This is a genomic window from Pseudomonas sp. TH49 (assembly GCF_016650625.1).
Lineage (GTDB): Bacteria > Pseudomonadota > Gammaproteobacteria > Pseudomonadales > Pseudomonadaceae > Aquipseudomonas > Aquipseudomonas fluorescens_H.
On record NZ_JAEKFL010000002.1, the window covers coordinates 191,999 to 215,449 of the forward strand.

General features: G+C 60.5%; 25 protein-coding genes. 10 read left to right on the plus strand and 15 right to left on the minus strand.

Annotated elements, in window-relative coordinates; genetic code table 11:
• The first annotated feature begins 53 nt into the window (after positions 1–53).
• Together JFU48_RS18205 and JFU48_RS18210 are read left to right on the plus strand one after the other, a co-directional pair.
• The gene (locus JFU48_RS18205; protein WP_201137205.1) at positions 54–1,127 is read left to right on the plus strand and encodes a diguanylate cyclase; all 1,074 of its coding nucleotides are present in this window, start codon (positions 54–56) and stop codon (positions 1,125–1,127) included.
• A 208-nt stretch (positions 1,128–1,335) separates the two neighbouring features.
• Positions 1,336–2,571, plus strand: coding sequence for a M20/M25/M40 family metallo-hydrolase (locus tag JFU48_RS18210; protein WP_201137206.1), 1,236 nt, complete (start codon positions 1,336–1,338; stop codon positions 2,569–2,571).
• A gap of 186 nt (positions 2,572–2,757) precedes the next feature.
• Here the strand turns inward: JFU48_RS18210 and JFU48_RS18215 are convergent, their stop codons facing one another.
• The 12 genes from JFU48_RS18215 to JFU48_RS18270 all read right to left on the minus strand — a co-directional run bounded on the left by JFU48_RS18215 (position 2,758) and on the right by JFU48_RS18270 (position 13,271).
• Entirely contained in the window at positions 2,758–2,934 is a 177-nt protein-coding gene (locus JFU48_RS18215; protein ID WP_003226222.1) for a hypothetical protein, read from the minus strand.
• Positions 2,931–3,611: a transposase gene (locus tag JFU48_RS18220; RefSeq protein WP_201137207.1), complete on the minus strand. Its 681-nt coding sequence runs from the start codon at positions 3,609–3,611 to the stop codon at positions 2,931–2,933. Before JFU48_RS18220 ends, JFU48_RS18215 begins: the two co-directional genes overlap by 4 nt.
• The gene (locus JFU48_RS18225) at positions 3,608–4,381 is read right to left on the minus strand and encodes a hypothetical protein (protein ID WP_201137208.1); all 774 of its coding nucleotides are present in this window, start codon (positions 4,379–4,381) and stop codon (positions 3,608–3,610) included. The genes JFU48_RS18220 and JFU48_RS18225 overlap by 4 nt, the downstream gene beginning before the upstream one ends.
• Positions 4,382–4,529: 148 nt before the next feature.
• Positions 4,530–4,709: a hypothetical protein gene (locus JFU48_RS18230; protein WP_201137209.1), complete on the minus strand. Its 180-nt coding sequence runs from the start codon at positions 4,707–4,709 to the stop codon at positions 4,530–4,532.
• Between the two features lie 283 nt (positions 4,710–4,992).
• Positions 4,993–5,862 carry an isocitrate lyase/PEP mutase family protein gene (locus tag JFU48_RS18235; protein ID WP_003226214.1) on the minus strand — a complete coding sequence of 290 codons (870 nt, stop codon included), beginning with the start codon at positions 5,860–5,862 and terminating at the stop codon, positions 4,993–4,995.
• Between the two features lie 185 nt (positions 5,863–6,047).
• Positions 6,048–7,082 (minus strand): arginine N-succinyltransferase, encoded by a 1,035-nt coding sequence (astA, locus tag JFU48_RS18240; RefSeq protein ID WP_201137210.1) that lies wholly within the window; start codon positions 7,080–7,082, stop codon positions 6,048–6,050.
• Between the two features lie 61 nt (positions 7,083–7,143).
• A complete protein-coding gene (locus JFU48_RS18245; RefSeq protein ID WP_201137211.1) occupies positions 7,144–8,160 on the minus strand; it encodes an arginine N-succinyltransferase in 1,017 nt (338 codons plus the stop codon).
• Positions 8,161–8,279: 119 nt separating this feature from the next.
• Positions 8,280–9,629, minus strand: a complete 1,350-nt coding sequence (locus JFU48_RS18250) for an APC family permease (RefSeq protein ID WP_103485096.1) — start codon at positions 9,627–9,629, stop codon at positions 8,280–8,282.
• Between the two features lie 76 nt (positions 9,630–9,705).
• Positions 9,706–10,458, minus strand: coding sequence for an N-formylglutamate amidohydrolase (locus JFU48_RS18255; RefSeq protein ID WP_003226206.1), 753 nt, complete (start codon positions 10,456–10,458; stop codon positions 9,706–9,708).
• Positions 10,442–11,773, minus strand: a complete 1,332-nt coding sequence (locus tag JFU48_RS18260) for a glutamine synthetase (RefSeq protein WP_201137212.1) — start codon at positions 11,771–11,773, stop codon at positions 10,442–10,444. The genes JFU48_RS18255 and JFU48_RS18260 overlap by 17 nt, the downstream gene beginning before the upstream one ends.
• Positions 11,770–12,414: an isochorismatase family cysteine hydrolase gene (locus JFU48_RS18265; protein ID WP_003226202.1), complete on the minus strand. Its 645-nt coding sequence runs from the start codon at positions 12,412–12,414 to the stop codon at positions 11,770–11,772. The genes JFU48_RS18260 and JFU48_RS18265 overlap by 4 nt, the downstream gene beginning before the upstream one ends.
• Before the next feature lie 2 nt (positions 12,415–12,416).
• Entirely contained in the window at positions 12,417–13,271 is an 855-nt protein-coding gene (locus JFU48_RS18270; RefSeq protein ID WP_045122540.1) for a MurR/RpiR family transcriptional regulator, read from the minus strand.
• A 312-nt stretch (positions 13,272–13,583) separates the two neighbouring features.
• On the opposite strand from JFU48_RS18270, the gene JFU48_RS18275 reads away from it, so the two are divergent.
• A complete protein-coding gene (locus JFU48_RS18275; RefSeq protein ID WP_201138494.1) occupies positions 13,584–14,174 on the plus strand; it encodes a histidine phosphatase family protein in 591 nt (196 codons plus the stop codon).
• A complete protein-coding gene (gene cobF / locus JFU48_RS18280) occupies positions 14,174–14,944 on the plus strand; it encodes a precorrin-6A synthase (deacetylating) (RefSeq protein WP_201137213.1) in 771 nt (256 codons plus the stop codon). The genes JFU48_RS18275 and cobF overlap by 1 nt, the downstream gene beginning before the upstream one ends.
• 93 nt (positions 14,945–15,037) lie before the next feature.
• On the opposite strand, the gene ftrA is transcribed toward cobF, so the two are convergent.
• Positions 15,038–16,012 (minus strand): transcriptional regulator FtrA, encoded by a 975-nt coding sequence (gene ftrA / locus JFU48_RS18285; protein ID WP_103485100.1) that lies wholly within the window; start codon positions 16,010–16,012, stop codon positions 15,038–15,040.
• Between the two features lie 103 nt (positions 16,013–16,115).
• Here ftrA and JFU48_RS18290 point away from each other — a divergent pair, with 103 nt between their 5' ends.
• From JFU48_RS18290 to JFU48_RS18305, 4 genes are all read left to right on the plus strand, one after another.
• Entirely contained in the window at positions 16,116–16,544 is a 429-nt protein-coding gene (locus JFU48_RS18290) for a rhodanese-like domain-containing protein (protein ID WP_201137214.1), read from the plus strand.
• A 326-nt stretch (positions 16,545–16,870) separates the two neighbouring features.
• Positions 16,871–17,650 (plus strand): ABC transporter substrate-binding protein, encoded by a 780-nt coding sequence (locus tag JFU48_RS18295; protein WP_003226194.1) that lies wholly within the window; start codon positions 16,871–16,873, stop codon positions 17,648–17,650.
• Between the two features lie 203 nt (positions 17,651–17,853).
• A complete protein-coding gene (locus tag JFU48_RS18300; protein ID WP_201137215.1) occupies positions 17,854–18,966 on the plus strand; it encodes a succinylglutamate desuccinylase/aspartoacylase family protein in 1,113 nt (370 codons plus the stop codon).
• A gap of 170 nt (positions 18,967–19,136) precedes the next feature.
• Positions 19,137–19,853: an alpha/beta hydrolase gene (locus JFU48_RS18305; protein ID WP_201137216.1), complete on the plus strand. Its 717-nt coding sequence runs from the start codon at positions 19,137–19,139 to the stop codon at positions 19,851–19,853.
• A gap of 3 nt (positions 19,854–19,856) precedes the next feature.
• Here JFU48_RS18305 and JFU48_RS18310 read toward each other — a convergent pair whose 3' ends face one another.
• Positions 19,857–20,423, minus strand: coding sequence for a hypothetical protein (locus tag JFU48_RS18310; RefSeq protein ID WP_103485104.1), 567 nt, complete (start codon positions 20,421–20,423; stop codon positions 19,857–19,859).
• A gap of 75 nt (positions 20,424–20,498) precedes the next feature.
• Positions 20,499–21,293 carry a hypothetical protein gene (locus JFU48_RS18315; RefSeq protein ID WP_201138495.1) on the minus strand — a complete coding sequence of 265 codons (795 nt, stop codon included), beginning with the start codon at positions 21,291–21,293 and terminating at the stop codon, positions 20,499–20,501.
• 131 nt (positions 21,294–21,424) lie between these two features.
• On the opposite strand from JFU48_RS18315, the gene JFU48_RS18320 reads away from it, so the two are divergent.
• Entirely contained in the window at positions 21,425–21,961 is a 537-nt protein-coding gene (locus tag JFU48_RS18320) for a chalcone isomerase family protein (RefSeq protein WP_201137217.1), read from the plus strand.
• 144 nt (positions 21,962–22,105) lie between these two features.
• The gene (locus tag JFU48_RS18325; RefSeq protein WP_201137218.1) at positions 22,106–23,425 is read left to right on the plus strand and encodes an Nramp family divalent metal transporter; all 1,320 of its coding nucleotides are present in this window, start codon (positions 22,106–22,108) and stop codon (positions 23,423–23,425) included.
• The last annotated feature ends 26 nt before the right edge of the window (positions 23,426–23,451 follow it).

The window sequence follows — 23,451 nt, forward strand, 5'->3', positions numbered from 1 at the left end:
CAGCACATCCGTCTGACGGTGTTCGCAGGTTCCGTTGAGTGCTCGAGGCCCTTATGCGAAACAAGGGGGGAAAGGGACTTTCATTGGCCAGGAGGCTTTATACATCGCGAACCCTCGGGCTGGTGCTGGGGCTGTTGTGCGTGAGCGCGGCGATGTACCCGCTCGACCCGCCGCTGTGGGTCTGGGCGTTGATGCTGTTCAATGGCTTGGTCTGGCCGCATCTGGCGTTTCAATGGGCCCGTCGTTCCAGCGTTCCTTACCATGCGGAACACCGCAATCTGTTGGTTGACGCCTTTATGGGCGGCTTCTGGGTCGCCGCCATGCAGTTCAATCCGCTGCCCAGTGCCACCACCGTTTCGATGATGGCGATGAATAATGTCGCCATCGGCGGTTTGCGTTTTCTCGCGGCGGGCCTGGCGGCGCAGATCCTCGGGATCGGCGTCGGCCTGGTGGTTTTCGCCCCGGCGTTTATCCCGCAAACCTCACCCTTGCAGCTGTATGCGTGCCTGCCGTTGCTGATGCTGTACCCGTTGGCGCTGGGCTGGATCTGCTTTCGCCAGGCCTCTACGCTGGGCCTGCACAAGCGTGAGTTGCTGGCCCTGAGCCGCACCGACAGCCTAACCGGGCTGCTCAATCACGGCGCCTGGAAGGATCAACTGGAAGTCGAATTTCAACGTTGCCGCCGACAGAAGCAAGGCGCGGCGATTGCGTTGATCGACATCGACCATTTCAAGGCGATCAACGACACCTATGGCCACGTGGCAGGTGACATCGTGCTGCGCCAGTTGAGCAAAATGCTCAAACAGAACCTGCGTGCGGCGGATGTCGCCGGGCGCTATGGCGGCGACGAGTTCTGCGTGATCCTGCCCGACCTGCCGTTGTTCAATGCCGCGCAGGCCATGGAAGCCTTGCGCGAGCGTTTCGCCACCCTGGGTTACGAGCAGAACCCGGCGCTCAAGGTCAGTCTGAGCATTGGTCTGGCGGCGTACGATCCGGCGCATGGCGACGCGACCCGTTGGCTCAATGAGGCCGATCAGGCGCTGTACGAGGCCAAGGCGACCGGGCGCAATCGGGTGATCTGCAACAGTGACGATCTGCCGAAGCAGGAACTGCTCGATTCGGTCTGATCTATCACCGCCGTCCCCTGTGGGAGCGGGCTTGCTCGCGAAGGCGTTCTGTCAGCGGCATTGATGTCGGCTGACACTCCGCTATTGCGAGCAGGCGAAGGCCTACAAGTGTTCGGTGTCGGCCGCAGAGATGTCGCATCCGGTATAGAGCCTTGCGTCGATGTCAGGTACGGTTTGAGTCCCCCCGACGCGAAACAAGGATCGATTCATGACGTTCGCATTCCCCCGCTCCCTGCTGGCCGCCAGCCTCGGCCTGTCCCTCGCCTTCAGTGCTGCCGGCGCCTTCGCCGAACCGCACAAACAAGTGCTGGCCGACGCCGAACAGTATCAACCCGAAGCCCTGAAACTGCTGGAACGGCTGGTCAACATCGACTCCGGTTCCGGTTATGAGCCTGGGCTCAAGCAAGTCAGCGAGATCGCCATCGAGGAGTTGAAAAAACTCGGCGCCACCATCGAGCTAGTGCCCAATGCCCCGGAAAAATCCAATCACGTGCTGGCCACCTTCAAAGGCACCGGCAAAGCGAAAATCCTCCTGATGGCGCACATGGACACGGTGTTCAAGGAAGGCTCCGCCGCCGAGCGCCCGTTCCACATCAAGGACGGGCGTGCCTACGGGCCGGGGGTGATGGACGACAAGGGCGGCATCGTCGCCGGGATCTACGCGTTGAAGATTCTGAAGAGTCTCGACTTCAAGGACTACGCGCAAATCACCTTCCTGCTCGATGCCAGCGAAGAAACCGGCTCGGACGTCGCCACCGACCTGATCAAGAAAACCGCCAAGGCGCATGACGTAACCCTCAACCTCGAACCAGGGCGGCCGGCCGATGGTCTGGTGGTGTGGCGCAAGGGCAGCGCGACGGCGCTGATCGAGGTCAAGGGCAAAGCGGCGCATGCCGGGGTCGCACCGGAACTGGGGCGTAACGCGGCGATGGAAGCCGCGCACCAGATTCTGCAGTTGGGCAAACTCGGCGACGAGGCGAAGAAAACCACGATCAACTTCACTGTGCTCCAGGCCGGAGATCGCACCAACGTGATCCCGGATCATGCGATCGCCAAGGCTGACGTGCGCGCAGCCGTGCCGGAAGAATTCGACCGGATCGAGAAAGACCTGGCGCGGGTGTCGCAGGACAAGCTGATTCCGGAAACTGAAGTGACCACCAGCCTCAAGCGCGGGTTGCCACCGATGCCGCAGACGGCGGAGTCGGATCGCTTGATGGCCATGGCCCAGGGGATTTACGGCGAGATCGGCCGCAAGTTGACCGAGGAGGGCAGTGGTGGGGCGGCGGATGCCAGCCTGTCAGCCGGCGTGGGCACGCCGACGCTGGATGGTTTCGGGATAGTCGGCGGCAATATTCATACGCCGGAGGAATACGCCGAAGTGGCGAGCGTGACGCCACGGATTTATCTGTTGTCGCGGATGATCATGGAGCTGGCCAAGCGCTGACTCCCGCGGTTGGGCGGTGCTGCAACTGACGCTTTCGCGAGCAAGCCCGCTCCCACAGAGGATCTTCAGTGAACACAGCATTGGTGTTCGACACAGATCCACTGTAGGAGTGAGCCTGCTCGCGATGGCGTCAGGCCGGCCGACGCACTACTTCTTGAACCTCATAGTGCGCCGGGCCAGCAAAAATCAAGCGGATTGCGGCATGTTCCAGAACTGCTTGATTTCGTGAATGTTGCCCACGTTGTACCGTGGAATGATGCCTGCACATGGCGATGCCGCAGCGGTTGCAACCGGTGTGTTGATGACGTTGGCGCCGGCGTGCAGCAGTGGGGTGTGGTTCCAGTTATCGAGTTGCTTGTTCATGCAGATTTCCTTTCTGATTGAGTGAGCAGTGAAGTCTGCTCACGTTGTAGCCGGGACAGCAGGCTGTCATAGAGCGCTGTCTCCTGGCGGGCGATGCCGGGATAAGTCGGCACCAGATTGTCGTCGAAGCACCAGGCTTCTTCGGTTTTGGCTGCCTGCGGAGGATGAATAAGCAAACTCAGCGAGGCGGACATCGTTTCAGGGGGGAGCTGTTTGTGTACTTCCTTTAGTGGAAGCATGTGCAGCACCTCACCCGGAATAAGTTTAAGGATTCGTTCTTCGCCGAGCTCGGGCCTTCTGCCAGCCTGCAGCGGCGCCTGATTCAGAATCTCTCGCGAAACGGTGGTGTAGCCGTCACCGCTGTAACCCACGCAATAGAGTTCGAAGTCATGGCTGTGGTTGAGGTCGTAGATAAAGGTTTCCCTTTCGTCCCGTGACGTGACCGGCGACCAGAAACCCAGGCGAACGGTAAACAGATCGTTGGAGTGCAGGACAAATGCATAGGCCCCGTAAAGCCTGTTTTTGGTACTGAAACCGTCCTGTTGAATCGTGGTGTAGAGGTACTCGCTCAACAACGTGCGGTTAGTTGCCAGTTGACGCAGATCTTCCACGATCCTTGAACTGTCCGTCTGCAGGTCGTAAGTCGCCATACGCTCAATAAATGTCTGCAGTTTCATGCCGCCTCACACTGGTCGAGTAAATGGTTCAGGCGACTGTCTTGCAGGTTTCTCAACAGCGGGGCGCAATTCAGCGCGGTCTGTCGATCCGTTCTACTGATCATCTGAAAGGCCTTCCAGGCGACAGCGGGGTGATAGTGATAAATCAACTCCTGAGCCACTTTGCAGGCTCCGGGGTCCTGTGCCGCTTCAAGCAATTCAAGACTCACCAGAAAGCGCGCGGCGCTGTCGTCATGAGGGAACCAGCCGATTTTGCGCAATGAGCGAGGGTCGAACACACTGATGTCTGCGGTTCTATCGGGCAGATTGATGCTGCCGATAAACGCCGGGTGCCCGTTTCCTTCGGGATTGCTGTCGTACAGCGTTTTGCTGCCGTCGATGAACAACGGATTTTCGGCATCCACGATCACCTGTTCTGCGCGAGTCAGATATTCACCGTCCAGCCGATAAAGCTGAATGGAATACGATTGCCCGTTGATGGCGAACAAAACGCTGTTTCCGGGTACGGAATAGAATTGCTCAGGCGCGGGTGCGTTATCAGGTGCCTTGAGGCTGATGTTTCCATCTTTGTTGCAATATAACGTCAACGTTCCAGTGTGGATGTTCGTCGCTTTCATGATCGCGGCGTGACGGGATAAATTCTCGGTATCTGTTGCAGGTTCGGATAACTGGTCGGCCAGACGCTTTACTTCGTTCCCCATGTTTGTTGTCTTGATGCAGGTAATAAGCTGGTCAGGCGTCAAGTCTGGGTTGAGCAGGTTTTTTATCATGGGAAGTCGCTTTGTTTTTGTGCTGTCAAATGTACGTTTGCGAATATTTGATCAGGCGCAATAATCAGGGTTTGTTATTTTGTTTTGGTCAGCAGATGTCAGCGCTGAAGTTGCCTGAACGCTGACATCTGCGGTACAGCCCCGGGGGTTAAGCCTGAGCGGGCAGCGTACGGAGTTTCTTGATCTCGTGAAGGTTGCCGACGTTAAATCGCAGGCCGTCCCAGCCCGGGCAGTTGGCCGCGTGGGCGGACTTGGTTGGCATGTTGATGACTTTGGTTTCTGCGCGCAGCAGAGGCGTTGTATGCCAATTGGCAGTAACGGTTTTCATGACGAATCCTTGTCGTGAGTTGAGCGGAATATTGCTCGGTATATAAATTTAAGTTTGATGTTCGGGTGTTAAAGTTTTTGCTGTTTAACGGTTTGCGATTATAAGGAGGCGATAGTTAATATCAACTCAGTAGTTGTTGTTAAATGTTGGTGTTTGTTTGTGGGTGTGTATCGCTGGGTAGAAGTTGGCGGCAATTAATTCGCCTGTCCTCGCAACTGGCCGGTGACATTGCGTCTACCGGCCATCTTTAGAGTTGCCCGAGGCTCTTCGGATCAGAGGGCAATCATTCCTTCACGCTCATGTATTCCTTCGCCCAGAGAATGTAATCCTCAGGCTGGGTGTAGGTGTGCGTGAGTTCCGTGGCGCTCAGGTCGGAGGCCTGGGTGAAGATCTGCCGCTGTTCGCGCAGGCTGTCGTACGTTGCCTTGATCGCCGCGAAATAGGCGCCATGGCCGTCGATGGTCACGCGTACGCCGAGTTCAGCCAGGCGCTTGTCGTCGCGCAGCGCCGGGTTGCCGTAAGTGACCAGCATCAGCGGGACGCTCAGGTGCTCGGCAATTTGCTCAAGCTGATCGAAGTCCTGCACGCCGACCATGCAGATGCCATCGGCACCGGCAGCCTGGTATTGCTTGGTACGGCTGATGATTTCCTGATTTGGCAGGATCCCGGCGTTGGTGCGGGCGATGATCGCCATTTCCGAATCGACCCGGGCTTCCAGCGCCGCGCGGATCTTGCCGACGCCTTCGGCGACCGAGATCAGGTCGGTGGATTTGCGGCCGAATTGCGCCGGCAGCAGGGTGTCTTCGATGGTCAGGGCGGCGACGCCGGCGCGTTCCAGTTCGACGATGGTGCGCATCACGTTAAGGGCGTTGCCGTAGCCGTGGTCGGCGTCAGCGATCACCGGCAGTTGGGCGACGCGGCCGATGCGGGTGGCCTGTTCGGCGAACTCGCTGAGGGTGATCAGGGCAAAGTCGGGGGCGCCCAGCACTTGCAGCGAGGCCACGGAGCCGCCGAGGATCCCCACTTCAAAACCCAGGTCAGCGGCAATGCGCGCGGACATCGGATCGAACACCGAGGCGGTGTGGTAGCAGGTGTCCGAAGCCAGCAATTGACGGAAGTTACGGCGCAAATCTTGATGGGAAAGCCTGGTCATACGAGTTCCACCAATACAAAGGAATGGAACGGCTTGAGCAAAGGTGTCAACGCCGAAGAATGAAAAGGCTATCACGCGAATGGGTCAAGGTTCATGACGAATTTGCGAGTGAGGCGTTGATGATGGTTCCAGCGGCTGAAAGGTTTCATCTGCAATCAGCGGATTTCCAGTGGCAGGGCCCGAGTTCAGGCCGCTACCGCCTGTTGCTGTTGCCTGGGCAGCAACGCAGCGCGCACCGAATTGCCCGGTTGCAGTTGCAGGCGCTTGGCGGTGAGGCGGTCGACCACCAGGGTATTGCCGACCAGACGACCGGCGGCCACGGTGATGCGGCAGTTCTCCAGGCGACGGTTGTGGATCAGCCATAAGGGGGCCTGTTCGTCTGGCGTGCCTAGGCTCAGAGTCAGCGCCAGGCTGTCGCGCACGGTACGAATGCCGCCGATCGGCGCTTCGATCACCGGGCCGCCGTCGAAGATGTCGATGTAGCCCTTATGCGTGAAGCCTTCTGCGCGCAGGATCTTCAGCGCCGGTTCGGTGTTGGGGTGCGGTTGGCCGATGACCGCTTGCGCCTGCTCGGTGAGCATGCAGGTGTACAAAGGCTGGCGCGGCATCAGTTCGGCGATGAACGACTTGTTGCCCAGGCCCGACAAGTGGTCGGCGTGGCTGAAATCCATCTTGAAAAAGTGCCGGCCGAGGCTGTCCCAGAACGGCGAGCAACCGAGTTCATCGGCACTGCCGCGCAGTTCGGCGATCATCTTCTCACCAAACAGCTGCGGGAATTCGGCGACGAACAGCAGGCGCCCCAACGACAGCAATCGACCGTTGCTGCCATGGCGGTGTTCAGGGTGCAGGAACAGCGAACACAGTTCCGACTGGCCCGTCAGCTCATTGTTGAGAAACAGTGTAGGGATCTGCCGCGAAATGCCCAGATCCGGTGCCGAACTCACGGTCAGGCCGACCCGGTAGTTGTACCACGGCTCGCGCAGGCCGACCGCGCCGGTCAGGGCGCTGACGCCGACCACACGCAGGTCGTCGTCTTCGAGCACGAACAGATAATCGGCATCGGCGCGTTCTACCTGTGCGGCGAACGCGCGCTGGGCCCAGCGCACCCGGTGGGCGAGGCGATCCTCATTGGCCGGCAGGGTGGTGAACCCCGGGCCGGCCTGTTGCACCAGGGTCATCAGCGCTGGCAGGTCGCTGACTTTGACCGGACGGACGATCATGCGGTAACTCCTTGTACGCGCCTGTTCGGGCACTGTCGTTGGTTGTGCAGCCGGGGGCGGTTCACAGGGCTATCAGCCTGATCGTGCTGCCATCGGTGACCTTCAGTGCGGCACACAGATCCGGCGTCAGCGACAGCGGTTGCTCAGGCTGGTAATCCAGTTCGGCGACGATGGCCCGGAAGCCGTGCAGTGCGTCGTTGCTCAACAGATAACGGCCACGCGCGTCGATCGGCGCTTGCTGGCGCACGGTGGCGGTCTGGCTGTGGGCGATCGAACGGATGTTCGCGGTGCGCGCATACAGGGTTGGACCCGCATCGAACAGATCGATGTAGCTGTTGGTTTCAAAGCCTTCACGTTCGAGGATGTCGAACGCTTCCTGGCCATCCGGGTGAATCCGGCCGATGCATTCCTGCGCCGCCAGGGGCAGCATCGGCACATAAATCGGGTACTGCGGCATCAGTTCGGCGAGAAACGTGCGACTTTGCAGACCGCACAGGCGCTCGGCCTCGACGTAGGGCAGGTCGAAGAAGTGCTTGCCCAGTGCATCCCAGAACGGCGAATGACCGTTCTCGTCGCTGTAGCCGACGATTTCGGTGATCACCGCATCGGCGAAACGTTGTGCGTGAGCGGCGATGAACAGCAGCCGCGCCCGCGACAGCAATTCGGAAAAGGCGCTGCGCACCAGCGCGTTGTCGATGTGAAAACCGCGCAGCAGGGTGTGGTCGTTGAGGTCGTGACACAGCGACAGCGCCGGCACCCCGTGCTCGATGTTCAGCTCCCGCGAGGCACTGGTGAAGTGGCGGTTGCGCAGGCTGTAGAACGGTTCGTTGAAACCGGCAGTGGCGAGGATCTCCGAACAGCCGACCAGTCGCTGAGTGTCGAGGTCTTCCAGTACGAAGAAGTAGTTCTCCGGGCCTTGCGCCTGAATGTCACTGTCGAACGAGGCGCAGGAACCGGCGATTTTTTCGCGCAGGCGTTCGCTGTCGTCCGGCAGCGACGTAACGCCGACCAGACTGTCGCGGGCCAGTTGCTGCAATTGCGGCAGGTCGGTTGGCTCGACTGGGCGTAAGACCAGCATGGATGCACTCCTGTATCAAAGGGTCCGGTGATCCCCACCGAACCTGACTATCACTGTCGGTTGCCACGCTTTAAAGCGGCGGTCGCCTGATTTGTTGTCAGACGCCGCTCTTTTTCTTGTCAGCCATTGCTCGGGTCAGGCAGCGCGGTGCTGGCGCCGAGTTTGTTCAGGAAGAACAGGTACACCAGACCCAGAGCGATCCAGATCAGGCCGAGTTTCTGCGCATCGACGCCCATGTTGTACATGATGGCGGCGACGATGATGAAGCCGATCACCGGGCAGATCAGGTGGCGCACGACCTGACCGGACTTCTGCCGACGCCAGTAGTAGTTGATCACTGTCAGGTGCAGCAGCATGAAACCGCTGAGGGCTCCGAAGTTGACCAGCGAGGTCAGGGTGTCCACCGAGTTGATGAACAGGTAGCAGATCACCAGCGACAGCACCGCCACCAGATAAATGCTCAGGTACGGGGTGTTGTGCTTCGGGTGCACCTTGGCCAGCACTTTCGGCAACTTGCCATCGCGGGCCATGCCAAACAGCAGGCGCGACACCGCGGCTTGCGAGGTAATCGCCACCGCAACGCCCCAGGCCAGCGCCGTGGCGACACCGGTCAGGGTTGCCAGCCAGCTGCCGGCCGCGATTTCGGCGATTTCATAGAACGCGGTGTCGGCGGATTTGAAGCCCATGCCGGCGGCCAGATCGGTGGCGATCCAGGTTTGCGCGACGAAAATCACGCCCATCACCACCAGGGTGATCAGCGCTGCACGGCCGACGCTTTTGCCCGGGTCACCCTTGATTTCTTCGGCGAGGGTCGAGATTGCATCGAAGCCGAGGAACGACAGTACGGCAATCGACACGGCCTGCATCAGCAGAGCGAAGTTGAATGTTTCCGGGTGATACAGCGGCGCCAGGGTCAGCTCGCCGTTGCCGCCGCCGTTGTGCAGGGCATTCCAGGCGTAGAACAGGAAGATCCCCAGCACCACCAGCTGCGCCAGCAGGAAAATGATGTTCATCCGTGCGGTGAAGGTGATGCCGCGCAGGTTGACGAATGTCGCGCTGACCAGGAACGCCAGAATGAAACCGACCTTCGGAATGTCCGGGTACAGATGGTTGAGGGCCATTGCCGCGTAGACGTACAGCAGCGGCGGAATCAGCAGGTAGTCGAGCAGCATCAGCCAGCCGGCGATGAACCCGACGTGTTGATTGAGGCCGCGTTGCGCGTAGGAATATACCGAACCGGCGATCGGAAACGCCTTGGCCATGCTGCCGTAGCTCAGTGCAGTGAACAGCATCGCGACCATGCCGATGATATAAGCCAGCGGCACCATCCCGGGCGCCTCGGCATTGACGTAGCCATACACGCCAAACGGGGCGATGGGGATCATGAAGATCATCCCGTACACCACCAGGTCGGTCAGTGTCAGGCTACGTTTCAACTCCTGTTTGTAGCCGAACTGTTCTATTTCCATGAAGCGCAACTCCTTGTCAGCCTATCGAACGTTTTTAGTTGTTATATCGGTCCATCGTTTACAGCGTCAGCAGTCTTTACAGCAGCGGTGCCAGGCGTTCGGCCCACAGCGATACCGCTTCCGGAGTGCGCAGCAGGTCGTTGCGCACCTCGATCAACACCGATTCCAGTCCTCGGGCATCGCCATGCACCGGCACGGTCATGTCACCCAGCGGATCAATCCGGTACGGCTGGTTGCCCGCGACTTTCAGCGGGTGCTGGCCGAGGCCATCGATCACCCGCTGGGCGTACGTTTTGGCCTGACCGAACAGCACGCCGACTTCCAGCGGCCGCGGCTGGCCGTAATACACCGGGGTAAAACTGTGAATCCCTACCACCCGTACCGCTTGGCCTTGTGCGACGCGTTGGTCGATCAGGGTCTGCAGCCGGGCATGAAACGGTTTGAACAAGCTCTGGCGCCGGTACTCGCGAGTGGCTTCGTCCAGGTCGCGGTTGCCGGGCACCTGATAAATCTCGCTCTGCGCCGGAATGCTGTCGGGGGCATGCCGGGGCCGATTGAGGTCGATCAGCAGCCGTGAATAGTTAGCGCTCAACAGCGTCGCGCCGAGTCTCTCCGAGAGCTTTTCAGCCAGTTGTAGTGCGCCGATGTCCCAGGCGATGTGTTCGCGTGCGGCTGCATCGTCCAGGCCCAGATTGTTCAGGGCCTCGGGGATGTAGCGGCTGGCGTGCTCACACACCAGGATCAACGGATACGATGAATCTTCGCGGCTCAGGTTGTAGACCGGGCGGGTGTACAACCCCTGCTCGGCGGATTCAGTACAGGCGTGCATAGTGCTCACACAGGTCAGTGGGCGAGAGCTGTTCCGTCAGCGCCAGTTCCTCGGTTTTAAGGGCGTGGTAAGTGTCGAGCAACGGCTTGGGCAGCCATTGATTGAAGGCTGCACTGTCACGCAGGCAATCCAGCGCCTGCGCCAGCGAGGCGGGCAGGGCAACGATGCCCCGGGCCTTGCGCTGCTCGTCATTGAGTGAATCGGGAATGTCGTCGGTGATCGCGTTCAGCGCAAGGCGCTGTTCGATGCCCAGGCGTCCGGCAATCAGCAGCGCGGCCATCGCCAGATGCGGCGAGGCGGTAGCGTCCATGGCGCGGAATTCCAGGTTGTACTGCGCCGCCACGGATTTGCCGCCCAGGCTCACGGTCGGACAAATACGCAACGCCGCTTCACGGTTCTGCTGCCCCAGACACGCATAGGACGCGCTCCAGTGATGCGGCTGCAGGCGTTCATACGATACCGGCGTCGGCGCGGTGAACGCACACAGCGCTGGCAGGTAATGCAGGATCCCCGCGGCCCAATGCTGGCCGAGGGTTGACAGACCGTTGCTGGTGCCGGCGTCGTAAAGCAGCGGCAGACCTTGCAGGTCGAGCAGGCTGACGTGCAGGTGCACACCGTTGCACACCGCGTCGGCCTTGGTTTTCGGCGCGAAACTGACGTCGACGCCCATTTGCCGGGCGATTTCGCGAGTGATCTCGCGCACGTTGACCGCACGATCCGCCGCCGCCACACCGAGCGTCGGCCGGCAGGTGATTTCGTATTGGTGCTTGCCGTATTCGGGCAGGAACATCTCTGGCTCGACACCGCCGGCGCGCAGGGCGCTGAGCAGCCAGCCGCCGAATTCGGCGCCCTGACGCTGGGCTTCAAGGGAAAACGCCAAATGCTCGGCAAAGCCGGCATGCAGGTTGAATTCGTGCTCGAACGCGGCGTTGACCTGCAAGCCGAGGTTGTCGCGATAGCGCTCGATTTCATCGCGCAACAACGTGCGCGGACAGGCGCTCCACGGGCGGCCATCGGTCTCGCGAATGTCGCCGTGGATGAAGTCCAGCGCTGGTGCCGCGGCGTCCGGGCCGTTGCCGACGGTGACGCGGCTGCTCAGATCCGGAATCAATCGCAAATCACCATAAGCGCCCCATGGGTTGGTCGAGGCGATGATGTCCTGGGGCGTCAGTGCACTGTTGGCCGGCACCCAGCCGCAACCGGCGGCGTGATAATGCTCCAGTTGATCGGTGGGAAACGAGCGGCCACGGGTGATGCCAATCAGGTCGGTGGTGACGATGGTGGTCATCGGCAACGGCGTCAGGCGCTCGCTCATGGGCGCATCTCCTGCAAGCGGCCGAGCACGGTTTGTGTGTCGGTGATCCAGCAGTAACCCTTGATCGCGTTGAGGCAGGCGTCATGCCGCGCCGGGGTGTAGGTGGCGCAGGCGTCTTCGACAAGCGTCACCAGATAACCGCGGTCGGCGGCATCGCGCACGGCCATGTCGACGCACTGGTCAGTGACGATGCCGGCGATGATCAGGTGGCGGGTTTCGAGGTTGCGCAGGACGTAATCGATGTTGGTCGAGTTGAACACCCCGGACGAGGTTTTCGGCAACACGATCTCGTTTTCCACTGGCGTCAGGTCGTCGATGATCCGCGCCTGGGTGCTGCCCTTGGGCAGGTGCATGTCTGACAGCTTGTGATCCAGCGAGCGGTCGCGACCGTCGGCGGTCAGGCTCTCGATAATCGTGTGCAGCACGTTCTGCCGCGCTTCGCGAAAGGCGCTGAGCAAACGGCGCTGGTTGGGCACCACCTGCATGTGCGCGCGGGTCAGGAAATATTCGGCTTCCGGGCCGTTCAGGTGCGGGTCGTACTGCGGTTCGAGCCAGGCACGCTGCATGTCCACCAGCAGCAACGCGGTGTGGTCGGTGACAAACGGCAAGTCCCGCGGCGAGCGGTGGGGAAGGCTGAACATCCTTATTTATCCTCCAGCAGGTGGGTGTTGAAGTCGTTGCGCAGGGCGTCGATGCCTTCCAGGCGATCGGCCAGATCGGGGGTGCGCAGGGTCAGGCAGGCAATCAGCGCCTCGACCTGGGCCAGCGCCGGCACCATGGTGTCGAACGGTGAGGCCGATTCCACCGGGGCGCTGATGATCAGGTCAGCCAGTTCACGCAGCGGCGAGGCATAGATGTCGGTGAACAGCACCACCCGCGCGTTGTTGTTCTTCGCCGCCGAGGCCACCCGCAGGGCCTGGGACTGATAGCGCCGGTAATCAAACAGCAGCACCACGTCCTGGCGTTGCAGATCGAACAGGCGGTCGGGCAGTTGTGCGTTGTCTTCCAGGGCAAAACAGCCGGGTCGAAGCAGCCGCAAGTGGTTGAGCAGATAGTTGGCCATCAGGCTGCTGAAGCGCCCGCCGAAGCAGTAGATCTGGTGCCGGGTGTCGAGCAGCCAGTCGAGCAGAATGCGCACGTCTTCGGGTTGCGTCAGGGCCTGGGTTTCCACCAGCAGACGCTGGCTGTCGGCCAGATAATGGCCCCAGGCATCGTCCTTGTTCAGGTGCGAACGCGGCTGTAGCAGGGTGCGCGGCGAACGCAGACGGTGGTCCATGTCGCTGAGCAGGGCGTCCTGAAACTCGGCGTAACCGCCGAATCCGAGCTTCTTCACCAGCCGCACGATGGTCGGATCGCTGACGCCGGCGTGCTCGGCCAGACGCGCCATCGGACCCAGGCCGTTGCGTGGATACTGGTCGAGCAGGGCGCGAATCACTTTGCGCTCAGACGGCGTCAGCTCCAGGCCGGGATCGGTGATCAAGTCTCTGAGAGGGGGCATCCGGGCTCCTGCTGGATGAAGGGGGGTGTTGAATTCGTTTCATAATCCGTTAAAACAGTATTTATGTAACTCAGGTTACATGTCTAGTGAATTTTTAGCGGTAGCGATTCAGCGTTTAAATAACGTCAGACCCCTGTGTCACAAGGCCTACACGGATGACGACGGCCCTTGTAGTCCATTGCCCATTGGTGTGTCAGACATTGCCGTTTTTTCTCTTTCAGTGTGTTGGACGGCAAGCTTGCAAGGCCCCCTGAACGGCCCGGTTTACGGCACAATTGCCGCAAGACCGGCCGCTTGCCGCCGATTTACCTGATGTTCATCGAGTGCAGTGCTTTGCTATCTACCCGTTTGACTTTGATTTGCCATGCTCGAACCGTCGCACAGAAATTGGCGCGTTTTCCTACGAACGAACCTGTTGAAAATCAGCCTTTGAAGCTCGGTGCGCTGGCGACTCAATTCGCTAATGCCAGCCTTTTGTCGTGCGGGCCGGAGTTGCGCACCCGGCAGACGGCTGAGTGGTTCGGTGCGGCGCCGCAAGTGGACGCAGCGCTGCGTGATTGCGATTGGGGGCGCTGGCACGGGCAAGCGATCAAGGATCTGCAAGTGCACGAGGCTGACGCCTTGCAGGCGTGGATCAGTGATCCACAGGCGGCACCCCATGGTGGTGAGTCGGTAATGCAATTGGGCGAACGCGTAGCGCGGTGGCTGACCAGCCTGCAAGGAGTGCCGGGGCACATCGTCGCCATCACTCATCCGTTCGTGGTGCGCGCAGCATTGATGCAGGTGGTGCAGGGCGCCGGATTCAACGCCATTGATGTTGAACCGCTGTCAGTGGTTGAGCTGCGGTTCAACGGCATCTGGCGGCTACGCTTGCCGGGTATCGATCTTGCGGGAGCACTTTGATGAAACGACTGCTGGTCATCGGCATCGGCGCCGGCAATCCCGACTACATCACGATGCAGGCGGTGAAGGCGCTGAATCAGGTGGACGTGTTCTTTCTGATGGATAAAGGCCAGAGCAAGGACAAACTGATCGATCTGCGTCGCGATATCTGTGCGCGTTACATCACCGATCCTGCGTATCGCTTCGTCGAATCCCACAGCCCCGAGCGCGCGCGCGGCGACGTGGACTACACCCGCGCGGTCGATGATCTGAATCGCGCCAAGCAAGAAACCTTCGAACGACTGATCAATAAAGAATTGGCTGACGAGCAGTGCGGCGGATTCCTCGTGTGGGGCGACCCGGCGCTGTACGACAGCACCATTCGTATCCTGCAGGCGATTCTCGCGTCGGGCCGCTGTACTTTCGAGTTTGAAGTAATCCCCGGGATTACCAGTGTTCAGGCGCTGGCCGCGCAACATAAGGTGCCGTTGAACAGCATTGGCCGGTCAATTGAAATCACCACTGGCCGGCGGCTGGCGGCGGGGCAGGTCAGCGACACCGACAGTCTGGTGGTGATGCTCGATGCGGAAGATTCCTACCGCCATGTGGCGGATCAGCAGACAGAGATTTATTGGGGGGCCTACCTGGGCACACCGGATGAAATTCTGATCAGTGGCAAGCTCAAGGATGTGGCGGCCGAGATCGAGCGGGTGCGCAAGGCTGCCCGGGCTGAGCATGGGTGGATCATGGATACCTATCTGTTGCGCAAGTCGGAAATCTCGGGTGAATGATCCGGCCTCATCGCGAGCAGGCGAAGGCCTGCATTTGGAATGCTTACCCCTGTAGGAGTGAGCCTGCTCGCGATAGCGTCCTCAAGGTCACCATCAGGAAATGGCTGTGACCCCACGCCCAAACCGCTCCCGATACACCGACGGCGGCACCCCGACCACGCTGCGAAACGCCACGCGAAAACTTTCCACCGAGCGATAACCGCAGCGCTGGGCGATCTGTTCGGTGTTGTGCACGGTGCTTTCCAGCAGCTCCCGCGCCCGGGCCAGTCGCTCGTGTTGCAGCCACGCTTTGGGCGATTGCCCGCTGGCCTCGGTGAAACGCCGCAGAAAAGTGCGCTCGCTCATGGCCGCTTCGCTGGCCAGATCGCGAACTTCCAGTGGTTGGTGCAGGCGCTCGCGGGCCCACTGCATCACCCGCGACAAGTCGTTGCGTGGCGTCGGGCTGACCGGCGTGGGGATGAACTGTGCCTGACCGCCAGTGCGTTGCGGCGACATCACCAGACGCCGGGCCACCGCGTTGGCGACCTGGGTACCGAAATCCCGTGTCACCAGATGCAGGCACGCATCGATCCCGGCGGCGCTGCCCGCCGAGGTAATCAACTGGCCGGAGTCGACGTAGAGCACATCCGGATCCACCGCAATCGCCGGGAAGCGCCGCGCCAGTTCATCGGTGTAGCGCCAGTGTGTGGTCGCGCCGCGGCCGTCGAGCAAGCCACTGGCGGCCAGCACAAACACCCCGGAGCAGATCGACAGCAGCCGCGCACCTTGGGTGTAGGCCTGTCGCAAGGCGTCGATCAGGGCCGGCGGCACCTCGGCATCACGGTCACGCCAACCGGGAATAATAATGGTGCGCGCCTGTGCCAGTAGTTCCAGGCCGCCGTCGGCCAGTACCTGAATCCCGCCCATGGCGCGCATCGGCCCTTGGTCGACGGCGACGATGCGATGCTCGTACCACGGGAAATCGAACTCAGGCCGGGCCAGGCCGAAAATCTCCACGGCGATGCCGAACTCGAACGTACAGAGGCCGTCGTAGGCCAGAATCGCGACCAATCCAGGTGAATTTGGCATTTGGCGGAAAATTCCCGGTGAGTGTCTTGCCCGCCACTGTAGCGCCAAGTGCTGGCCCGATAAAGTCTGTTCACACCCCCAACAGATGTAGGAGCTAAACAGCATGACCAGCCTGGTTCGCGAAATTCCTGCCGCACCGTCAGCGATTGCCTTGATGCATTTCAGCAACCGTCTGACCTTCGAGACCGATTGTTCCGACGTCTTCAGCAGCCAGGAGGCCGGCGAAGTCGATTTTGTGCTGGTCGATGTGCGCGGGCCGCTGGCGTTCGAGCGCGGTCATGTGCCGGGTGCCATCAATATCCCGACACGTTTGCTGACCGTAGAAGGCCTGGCGCAGTACTCGAAGAACACGTTGTTCGTGGTCTATTGCGCCGGCCCGCACTGCAACGGCGCCAACAAGGCAGCGGTGAAACTGGCGGCGTTGGGTTACCCGGTCAAGGAAATGATCGGCGGCGTGACCGGATGGCTGGATGAAGGCTTTTCGCTGAGCGTCGAACAACCCGCCAAAACCCCCATCGCCTGCGAATGCTGAATGGTTTTGTAGGAGCTGCCGAAGGCTGCGATCTTTTGACTTTTTTTAAGAACAAGAGCAAAAGATCGCAGCCTTCGGCAGCTCCTACATGAGTAATAGGTACCCTTTTCGAGGGTTTGTCCTACAGCCTTTGCACCATGTCGGCGCACCGTTGATCCCGGTCAACGGTGGCGCCGATTTTCTGTAAGTATTTGTCGCTTAAACACAATTTGCCCTATGCGCGTCGCCATAGACTGCCGGCCACTTCGGTTTTTGCTTTCAAAAAGCCATGACCGAACGTTCTATCGAAAGCTGCCAATAAAAGCCTCCGCACACAGGAGTAATAAATGAAGAAGCTAGTGATGTTCGGTGCCCTGGCACTGTCGATGTTGTCCCTGACCGCTGTGGCTGAAGACGCCAAACCGATTCGTCTGGGGATCGAAGCCGCTTACCCGCCATTCTCGATGAAAACCGCTGATGGCAAACTCACCGGGTTCGACGTCGATATCGGCGATGCCCTGTGCAAACAGATGGACGTCAAATGCGTGTGGGTCGAGCAGGAGTTCGATGGCCTGATCCCGGCACTCAAAGTGAAGAAGATCGACGCGATCCTGTCCTCGATGACCATCACTGACGACCGCAAGAAAAACGTCGATTTCACCATCAAGTACTACCACACCCCGGCGCGCTTCGTGATGAAGGAAGGCTCCGGTGTCAAAGACCCGCTGACCGAGCTCAAGGGCAAGAAAGTCGGCGTGCTGCGCGCCAGTACCCACGACCGCTATGCCACCGACATGGCCAAGGACGCCGGGTTTGAAGTGGTGCGCTATGGCTCGCAACAGGAAGCCAACCTGGACATGAAATCCGGCCGTCTCGACGCGATGCTGGCGGACTCGGTCAACCTCAGCGACGGTTTCCTGAAGACCGACGCCGGTAAAGGCTTCGAATTCGTCGGCCCGACCTACGAAGACGCCAAGTACTTCGGCGGCGGTGCCGGGATTGCCGTACGCAAGGGCGATACCGAACTGGCCGAGAAATTCAACAAGGCCATCACCGAAATCCGCGCCAATGGCGAGTACAAGAAAGTCCAGGACAAGTACTTCGACTTTGATGTGTACGGTCATTAATACGCTGTAGAAAAAAGTGGCCCCGTTTGCGCGGTGGCCACTTTTTTTGTGCTCTTTCCCTGAAGACAAAGACCCCCTGTGGGAGCGGGCTTGCTCGCGAAGGCGGTATAACATTCAACATAATCATTGATTGATACACCGCCTTCGCGAGCAAGCCCGCTCCCACAGGGGATTTTCGCCGATTCAATTTTCAGGAGTTACCCATGCAACGCATCGACCATGTTCTGCCCTGGAGCCACTTGGGCAGCGAACGTTCCCTCAGCATCTTCCGTTACGGCGCGGGCACTCGCAAGGTGTACATCCAGGCCAGTCTGCACGCCGACGAACTGCCGGGCATGCGCACCGCATGGGAACTCAAACAACGCCTCAACGAGCTGGAACAGCAGGGTCGTCTGCAAGGCGTGATCGAGCTGGTGCCGGTGGCCAATCCGATCGGCCTCGACCAACACCTGCAGGGCAGCCACATGGGCCGCTTCGAGCTGGGTAGCGGGAAGAATTTCAACCGCTCGTTTGTTGAACTCAGTGCGCCGGTGGCGGCGCGAATCGGTGAGCAGCTGGGCAGCGATGCCGCGGCCAACATCGCCTTGATCCGTCAGACCATGGGGCAGGTGCTCGATGAGCTGCCAGCCCCGGCCTCGCAACTGGAAGCACTGCACCGCTTGCTGCTGCGCCATGCCTGCGACGCCGACATCACTCTTGACCTGCATTGCGATTTTGAAGCGGCGATTCACATTTACGCGCTGCCCCAACACTGGCCGCGCTGGCAATCGCTGGCGGCGCGACTGAAGGCTGGCGTTGCGCTGTTGTGTGAAGACTCCGGTGGCAGTTCGTTCGACGAATCGTGCTCGTCGCCGTGGCTGCGCCTGGCGCGGGCGTTCCCGAACGCGGCGATTCCCCCGGCGAACCTTGCCACCACCCTGGAACTGGGCAGCATGGGCGACACGCGGGTCGATCAGGCCCGGGCCAATTGCGAAGCGATTCTCGGCTTTCTCGCCGAGCAGGGCTTCATCAGCGGCGAATGGCCGGCGGCACCGGCCGAGTGCTGCGAAGGCATGCCGTTTGAAGGCACCGAATACCTGTTTGCGCCGCACCATGGCGTGGTCAGCTTCCTGCGCAATGCCGGGGAATGGGTCGAGAAGGGCGATGCGCTGTTCGAGGTGGTGGATCCGTTGAATGACCGGCTGACTACCGTGCGCGCCGGCACCAGCGGCGTGCTGTTTGCGATTGATCGCGGGCGTTACACCCAGCCGGGGATCTGGCAGGCCAAGGTGGCGGGGCGTGCGCCGATTCGGGTGGGCAAGCTGATCAACGACTGACAGATTTCCTTGGATTTTCCGGTCTCATCGCGAGCAGGCTCACTCCTGCATTTGGAATGCGTTGTCCCTGTAGGAGTGAGCCTGCTCGCGATAGCGGTCTCGCCAGCACTACAATCTTCAGAGAGTGTTAGGCTCACCGACGAACCCGTCACTCTGTGAAGGAAGGATTTATGTTGAAGGCGTTTGCCCTGTTAACCCTCCTGGCGTCCAGCGCCGTCCATGCGCAAACCACGCTGCAAAGCGACTTGCCGCTGAAGTACATCGAACAGGTTCACCCGGACGCGAACACCCGGCCACTGGTGATTTTCCTGCACGGCTACGGCAGTAACGAAGCCGATCTGATCGGTATGAAGTTTCAGCTGCCGGCGCAGTACAACTACTTGTCGGTGCAGGCGCCGTTGGCGTTGGGCGAAGGGCGTTTCCAGTGGTTTCGCAAGAAAGGCGAAGGTGCCTACAACGGCGAGACCGATGATCTGAAGGCCAGCGGTCAGAAGTTGCGGGATTTTATCGCGCAGGCGGCGCAGAAATATCACGCCAGCCCGGACAAGGTGTACCTGATCGGCTTCAGCCAGGGCGCGATGATGACCTACGAAGTGGGCTTGCGTCCGCCCGTGGCGGTCGGTGGCATCGCGGCGTTGAGCGGACGGCTGTTGCCGGTATTGAAAACCGAGCTCAAGGCGCAGCAACAACCGTTGCCGCTGAAGATCTTCATCGGCCACGGCACCGCCGATGATCGGGTGCCGTACCGCGACGGCACCGCGGCCAATGCGCTGCTGCAAAAACTCGCCTACACACCCGAGTTTCACGCCTATCCCGGCGTCGGCCACAGCATCAGCGCGGCCGAGTTGCGCGACTTGAATGCCTGGCTGCAGCAGCTCAATCCGTGACGATCACTTGTCCTTGAGGATGGTTTTCACCAGCGCATCGTGACCGCTCTTGTCGTTGGCCCGGGAAATCACCTGGACCAGCGCCATGCGCTTGCCGGAGGCGGCGAGCAGGGTGGTGTTGAGTGTCTGGCCGCCGCCCTGAGTGGCGGTGCTGTCGACCTGACGCACACCGAGGCCGCTGCTTTTCTGGGTCAGGCTTTTTTCACTGAGCTTATTGAAATCCGGCAGAGCCTTGCGTTGATCATCAATGAAACTCGCCAGGCTGCCATCGAGAAATTCGTTGTCGTTGTCCTTGACGCTGGCGCCACCGGCGATCTGGTTTTCGGCGGCGATGACCACAGTCTTGGTCGCCTGATTGGTGTACATCGTGCCCTTGGCACCGGTTGGCCCGGCCGGCAGCGGGTCGGCGGTGAAGCCTTTGGGCAGGACGAAGGTGAACTTGCCGTCGAGCATCGACACGTTGTTGGTCGAGGCTTTTTCCTTGGGCTTGGCTGCCTGGGCGTTGAGGGCGCCGAAACCGGCGACCGCCGCCAGCAACAGGACGACGGCTTTCTTGCTGAGCAATGACATGTGAATCTCCGAGGGATGGTCGCGCCAGGGCGGCGATGATCCCACGGAGCATGCCAGGCATTCCAGCGCGGTTTGTCAGGCGTTTGCGTCAGCCTTGGGATGGTTAGCCTTTGCCGGGACCTGTCGAGCCAGCAACTTGCGAGTGACGCCGAGCATGGCCACCGACACCGCGACACCGGCGATGAATCCGCTGAGGCCCAGGCTTGGCAGGGTCAGCGCCGACACCAGGCAAAATGCCGAGAACGAGTACATGCCGATCGCCGTCGCCCGCAGCAATGCTGCGGTAAACGCCGGGCCGCGGGTCTGCTGCGAGAACACCGCCATCACACTGCCGAGCACCGGGAACACCGCGAGCAGGCCGCTCCAGCGCTCACCCACGGTACTCGCGAGCATCGTCACCAGCAGCGTCAGCGCCGCGCCGGCAATCATGCGCCAGATCAGTTTGTCCGACTTCGGCGCCGGGCCATTCAACACCGGTTGCACGACGGGAAACAGGTGCGGCGCTGCCAACAGGGCAATCGCCGCCGCAGCGATCGAGAACGGCAGCGACGGCGGAATCAGCGACAACACCAGCGCCAGTCCCGCCCAAACCGACAGCGAAACCGTCAACGCCCACGGCCAGTTCGCCCGCTGCGCCACCTGCGCGTAGGTGATGCAGAAGGCGATCATGGCGAACATCGCTGACAGCGCCGCGACCGCCGATTGCGCAGCAAACTGCGGCCCCTGTTCGATGGCGAGGAAAAACAGAATCGGCCCGACCACCACCGGCAACCCCGACAGCCAACCGGCCACGCTCGGCCCCCAGCGCTTGCCGGCGAGGGAAATCAGCAGGAGAAATCCGGGGATCAGCAGTAATTTGAGAATCAGCACGCGGGAGGCCTCGGGGAAGGAAGTGGCCAAGGTAACCGATTGGCGCATTGATCGACAGTTTTTGTATACAAAGTCTGCGGGTGATATCCGCTATGCTCTGAAGATCAGGGTTTACCGGAGTCGATACCGCGATGAGCAAACCATCAAAGTTGCTGCGTGGGTGCTGTGGCATCGGCTTGTGGGCGTTGTTACTCACCCCGATCTGGGCCAATTGGCAGGACGCCGTGCCCGGCGCGCAAATCATCGGCACCGGGGATTTCAGTGTGTTCGGTTTCGACGTCTACAACGCTCGGTTGTGGAGCGCGGCACGCCCGTTGTCGACCGAACAACCCTTCGCTCTGGAGCTGATCTACCGGCGCAAGATCTCGCGCGATGATCTGGTACAGGCCAGCGTCGATGAAATCAAACGGCTGGCCGGCTCGGGAGTCAGTCCGGCACAACTGGCCGCGTGGCAAGGGCAAATGCAGCAATCGTTCGTCGATGTGCAGGCTGGCACACGGATTACAGGCGTGTATCTGCCGGGGCAGGGCGCACGGTTTTTTGTCGGTCAGCAGTTGCAGCATGAAATCGATGATCCGCAGTTTGCCCGGGCGTTTTTCAACATTTGGCTTGATCCGCGTACCCGTAACCCCGAGTTGCGTCAGCAGTTATTGGGTGTGAGTCGTTAAGATCAAAAGATCGCAGCCTTCGGCAGCTCCTACAGTGCAACGCATTCCAATGTAGGAGCTGCCGAAGGCTGCGATCTTTTGCTCTTCAAGGGTTCAACTGAAACGTCTAAGCTGCGACTTTCCGACTTGTTTCTGGATGTGTGCGTGAAATTCAGCTTACCCAAAATTGCCACTGCGCCGTTCTGCCCGCCGGAAGTGGCCGGCAGTGTGGAAGTCGATCCCCGCGCCTCGTTTTTCAAACGTGCGCTGCGTTTTGCCGGGCCCGGATTGCTGGTGTCGATCGGCTACATGGACCCGGGCAACTGGGCGACAGCCATCGAGGCCGGTTCGCGTTTTGGTTACAGTTTGCTGTTTGTGGTGCTGCTGGCGAGTCTGGCGGGGATGGTTGTGCAGTGCCTGTGTTCGCGCCTGGGGATTGCCACCGGTCGCGATCTGGCGCAGCTGTCCCGCGAGCGCTACAGCACGCCGGCCGCACGCCTGCAATGGGTGCTGGCGGAAATCTCGATCATCGCCACCGATCTGGCCGAAGTGCTCGGTTGCGCCCTGGCATTCCACTTGTTGCTCGGCTGTTCGCTGACTTTCGGCATCGCCCTGACGGCCTTCGACACGCTGCTGGTACTGGCCCTGCAGAACCGTGGCTTCCGTCGGCTGGAGGCGATCATGCTGGTGCTGGTGGCGACCATCGGCGTGTGTTTCTTCGTTGAACTGGTACTGATCAAACCCTACTGGCCAGACGTGTTCGCTGGCTTCAAACCGTCGCTTTCGGCGATCAGCGATGCCGCACCGCTGTATCTGGCGATCGGCATCCTCGGCGCCACGGTAATGCCGCACAACCTCTACCTGCACACCTCGATCGTGCAGACGCGGATGATCGGCCAGGACCTGGCAAGCAAGCAGGACGCGGTGAACCTGGCACGCATCGACACCATCGGTTCATTGGCACTGGCGCTGCTGGTCAACGCGGCGATTCTGATACTGGCGGCGGCTGCGTTTCACCAGTCAGGGCATTCCGACGTGGTCGACATCCAGGACGCCTACCACCTGCTCGACCCGCTGGTCGGCGGCGCGCTGGCCAGTGTGCTGTTCGGCGTCGCATTGCTGGCGTCGGGGCAGAGTTCGACGTTCACCGGGACCATCGCCGGACAGGTGATCATGGAGGGTTATCTGAACCTGCGGATTCCCTGCTGGCAGCGGCGTTTGATCACTCGCGGACTGGCACTGATCCCGGCGTTCCTCGGCGTGTGGCTGATGGGGGATAACGCGGTGGGCAAGTTGCTGGTGTTGAGTCAGGTGGTGCTCAGCCTGCAACTGCCATTTGCGCTGTACCCGCTGATTCGCATGACCAGCGACAAACAGCTGATGGGGCCGTTTGTAAATAGACTGCCGACCCGGGTGCTGGCTTGGGGGCTGTTTGCGGTGATCAGTGGGGCGAATGCCTGGTTGATCTTGCAGATGGCGGTGTAAGTCTGATTTTTCTGTTGCCTGAGCTG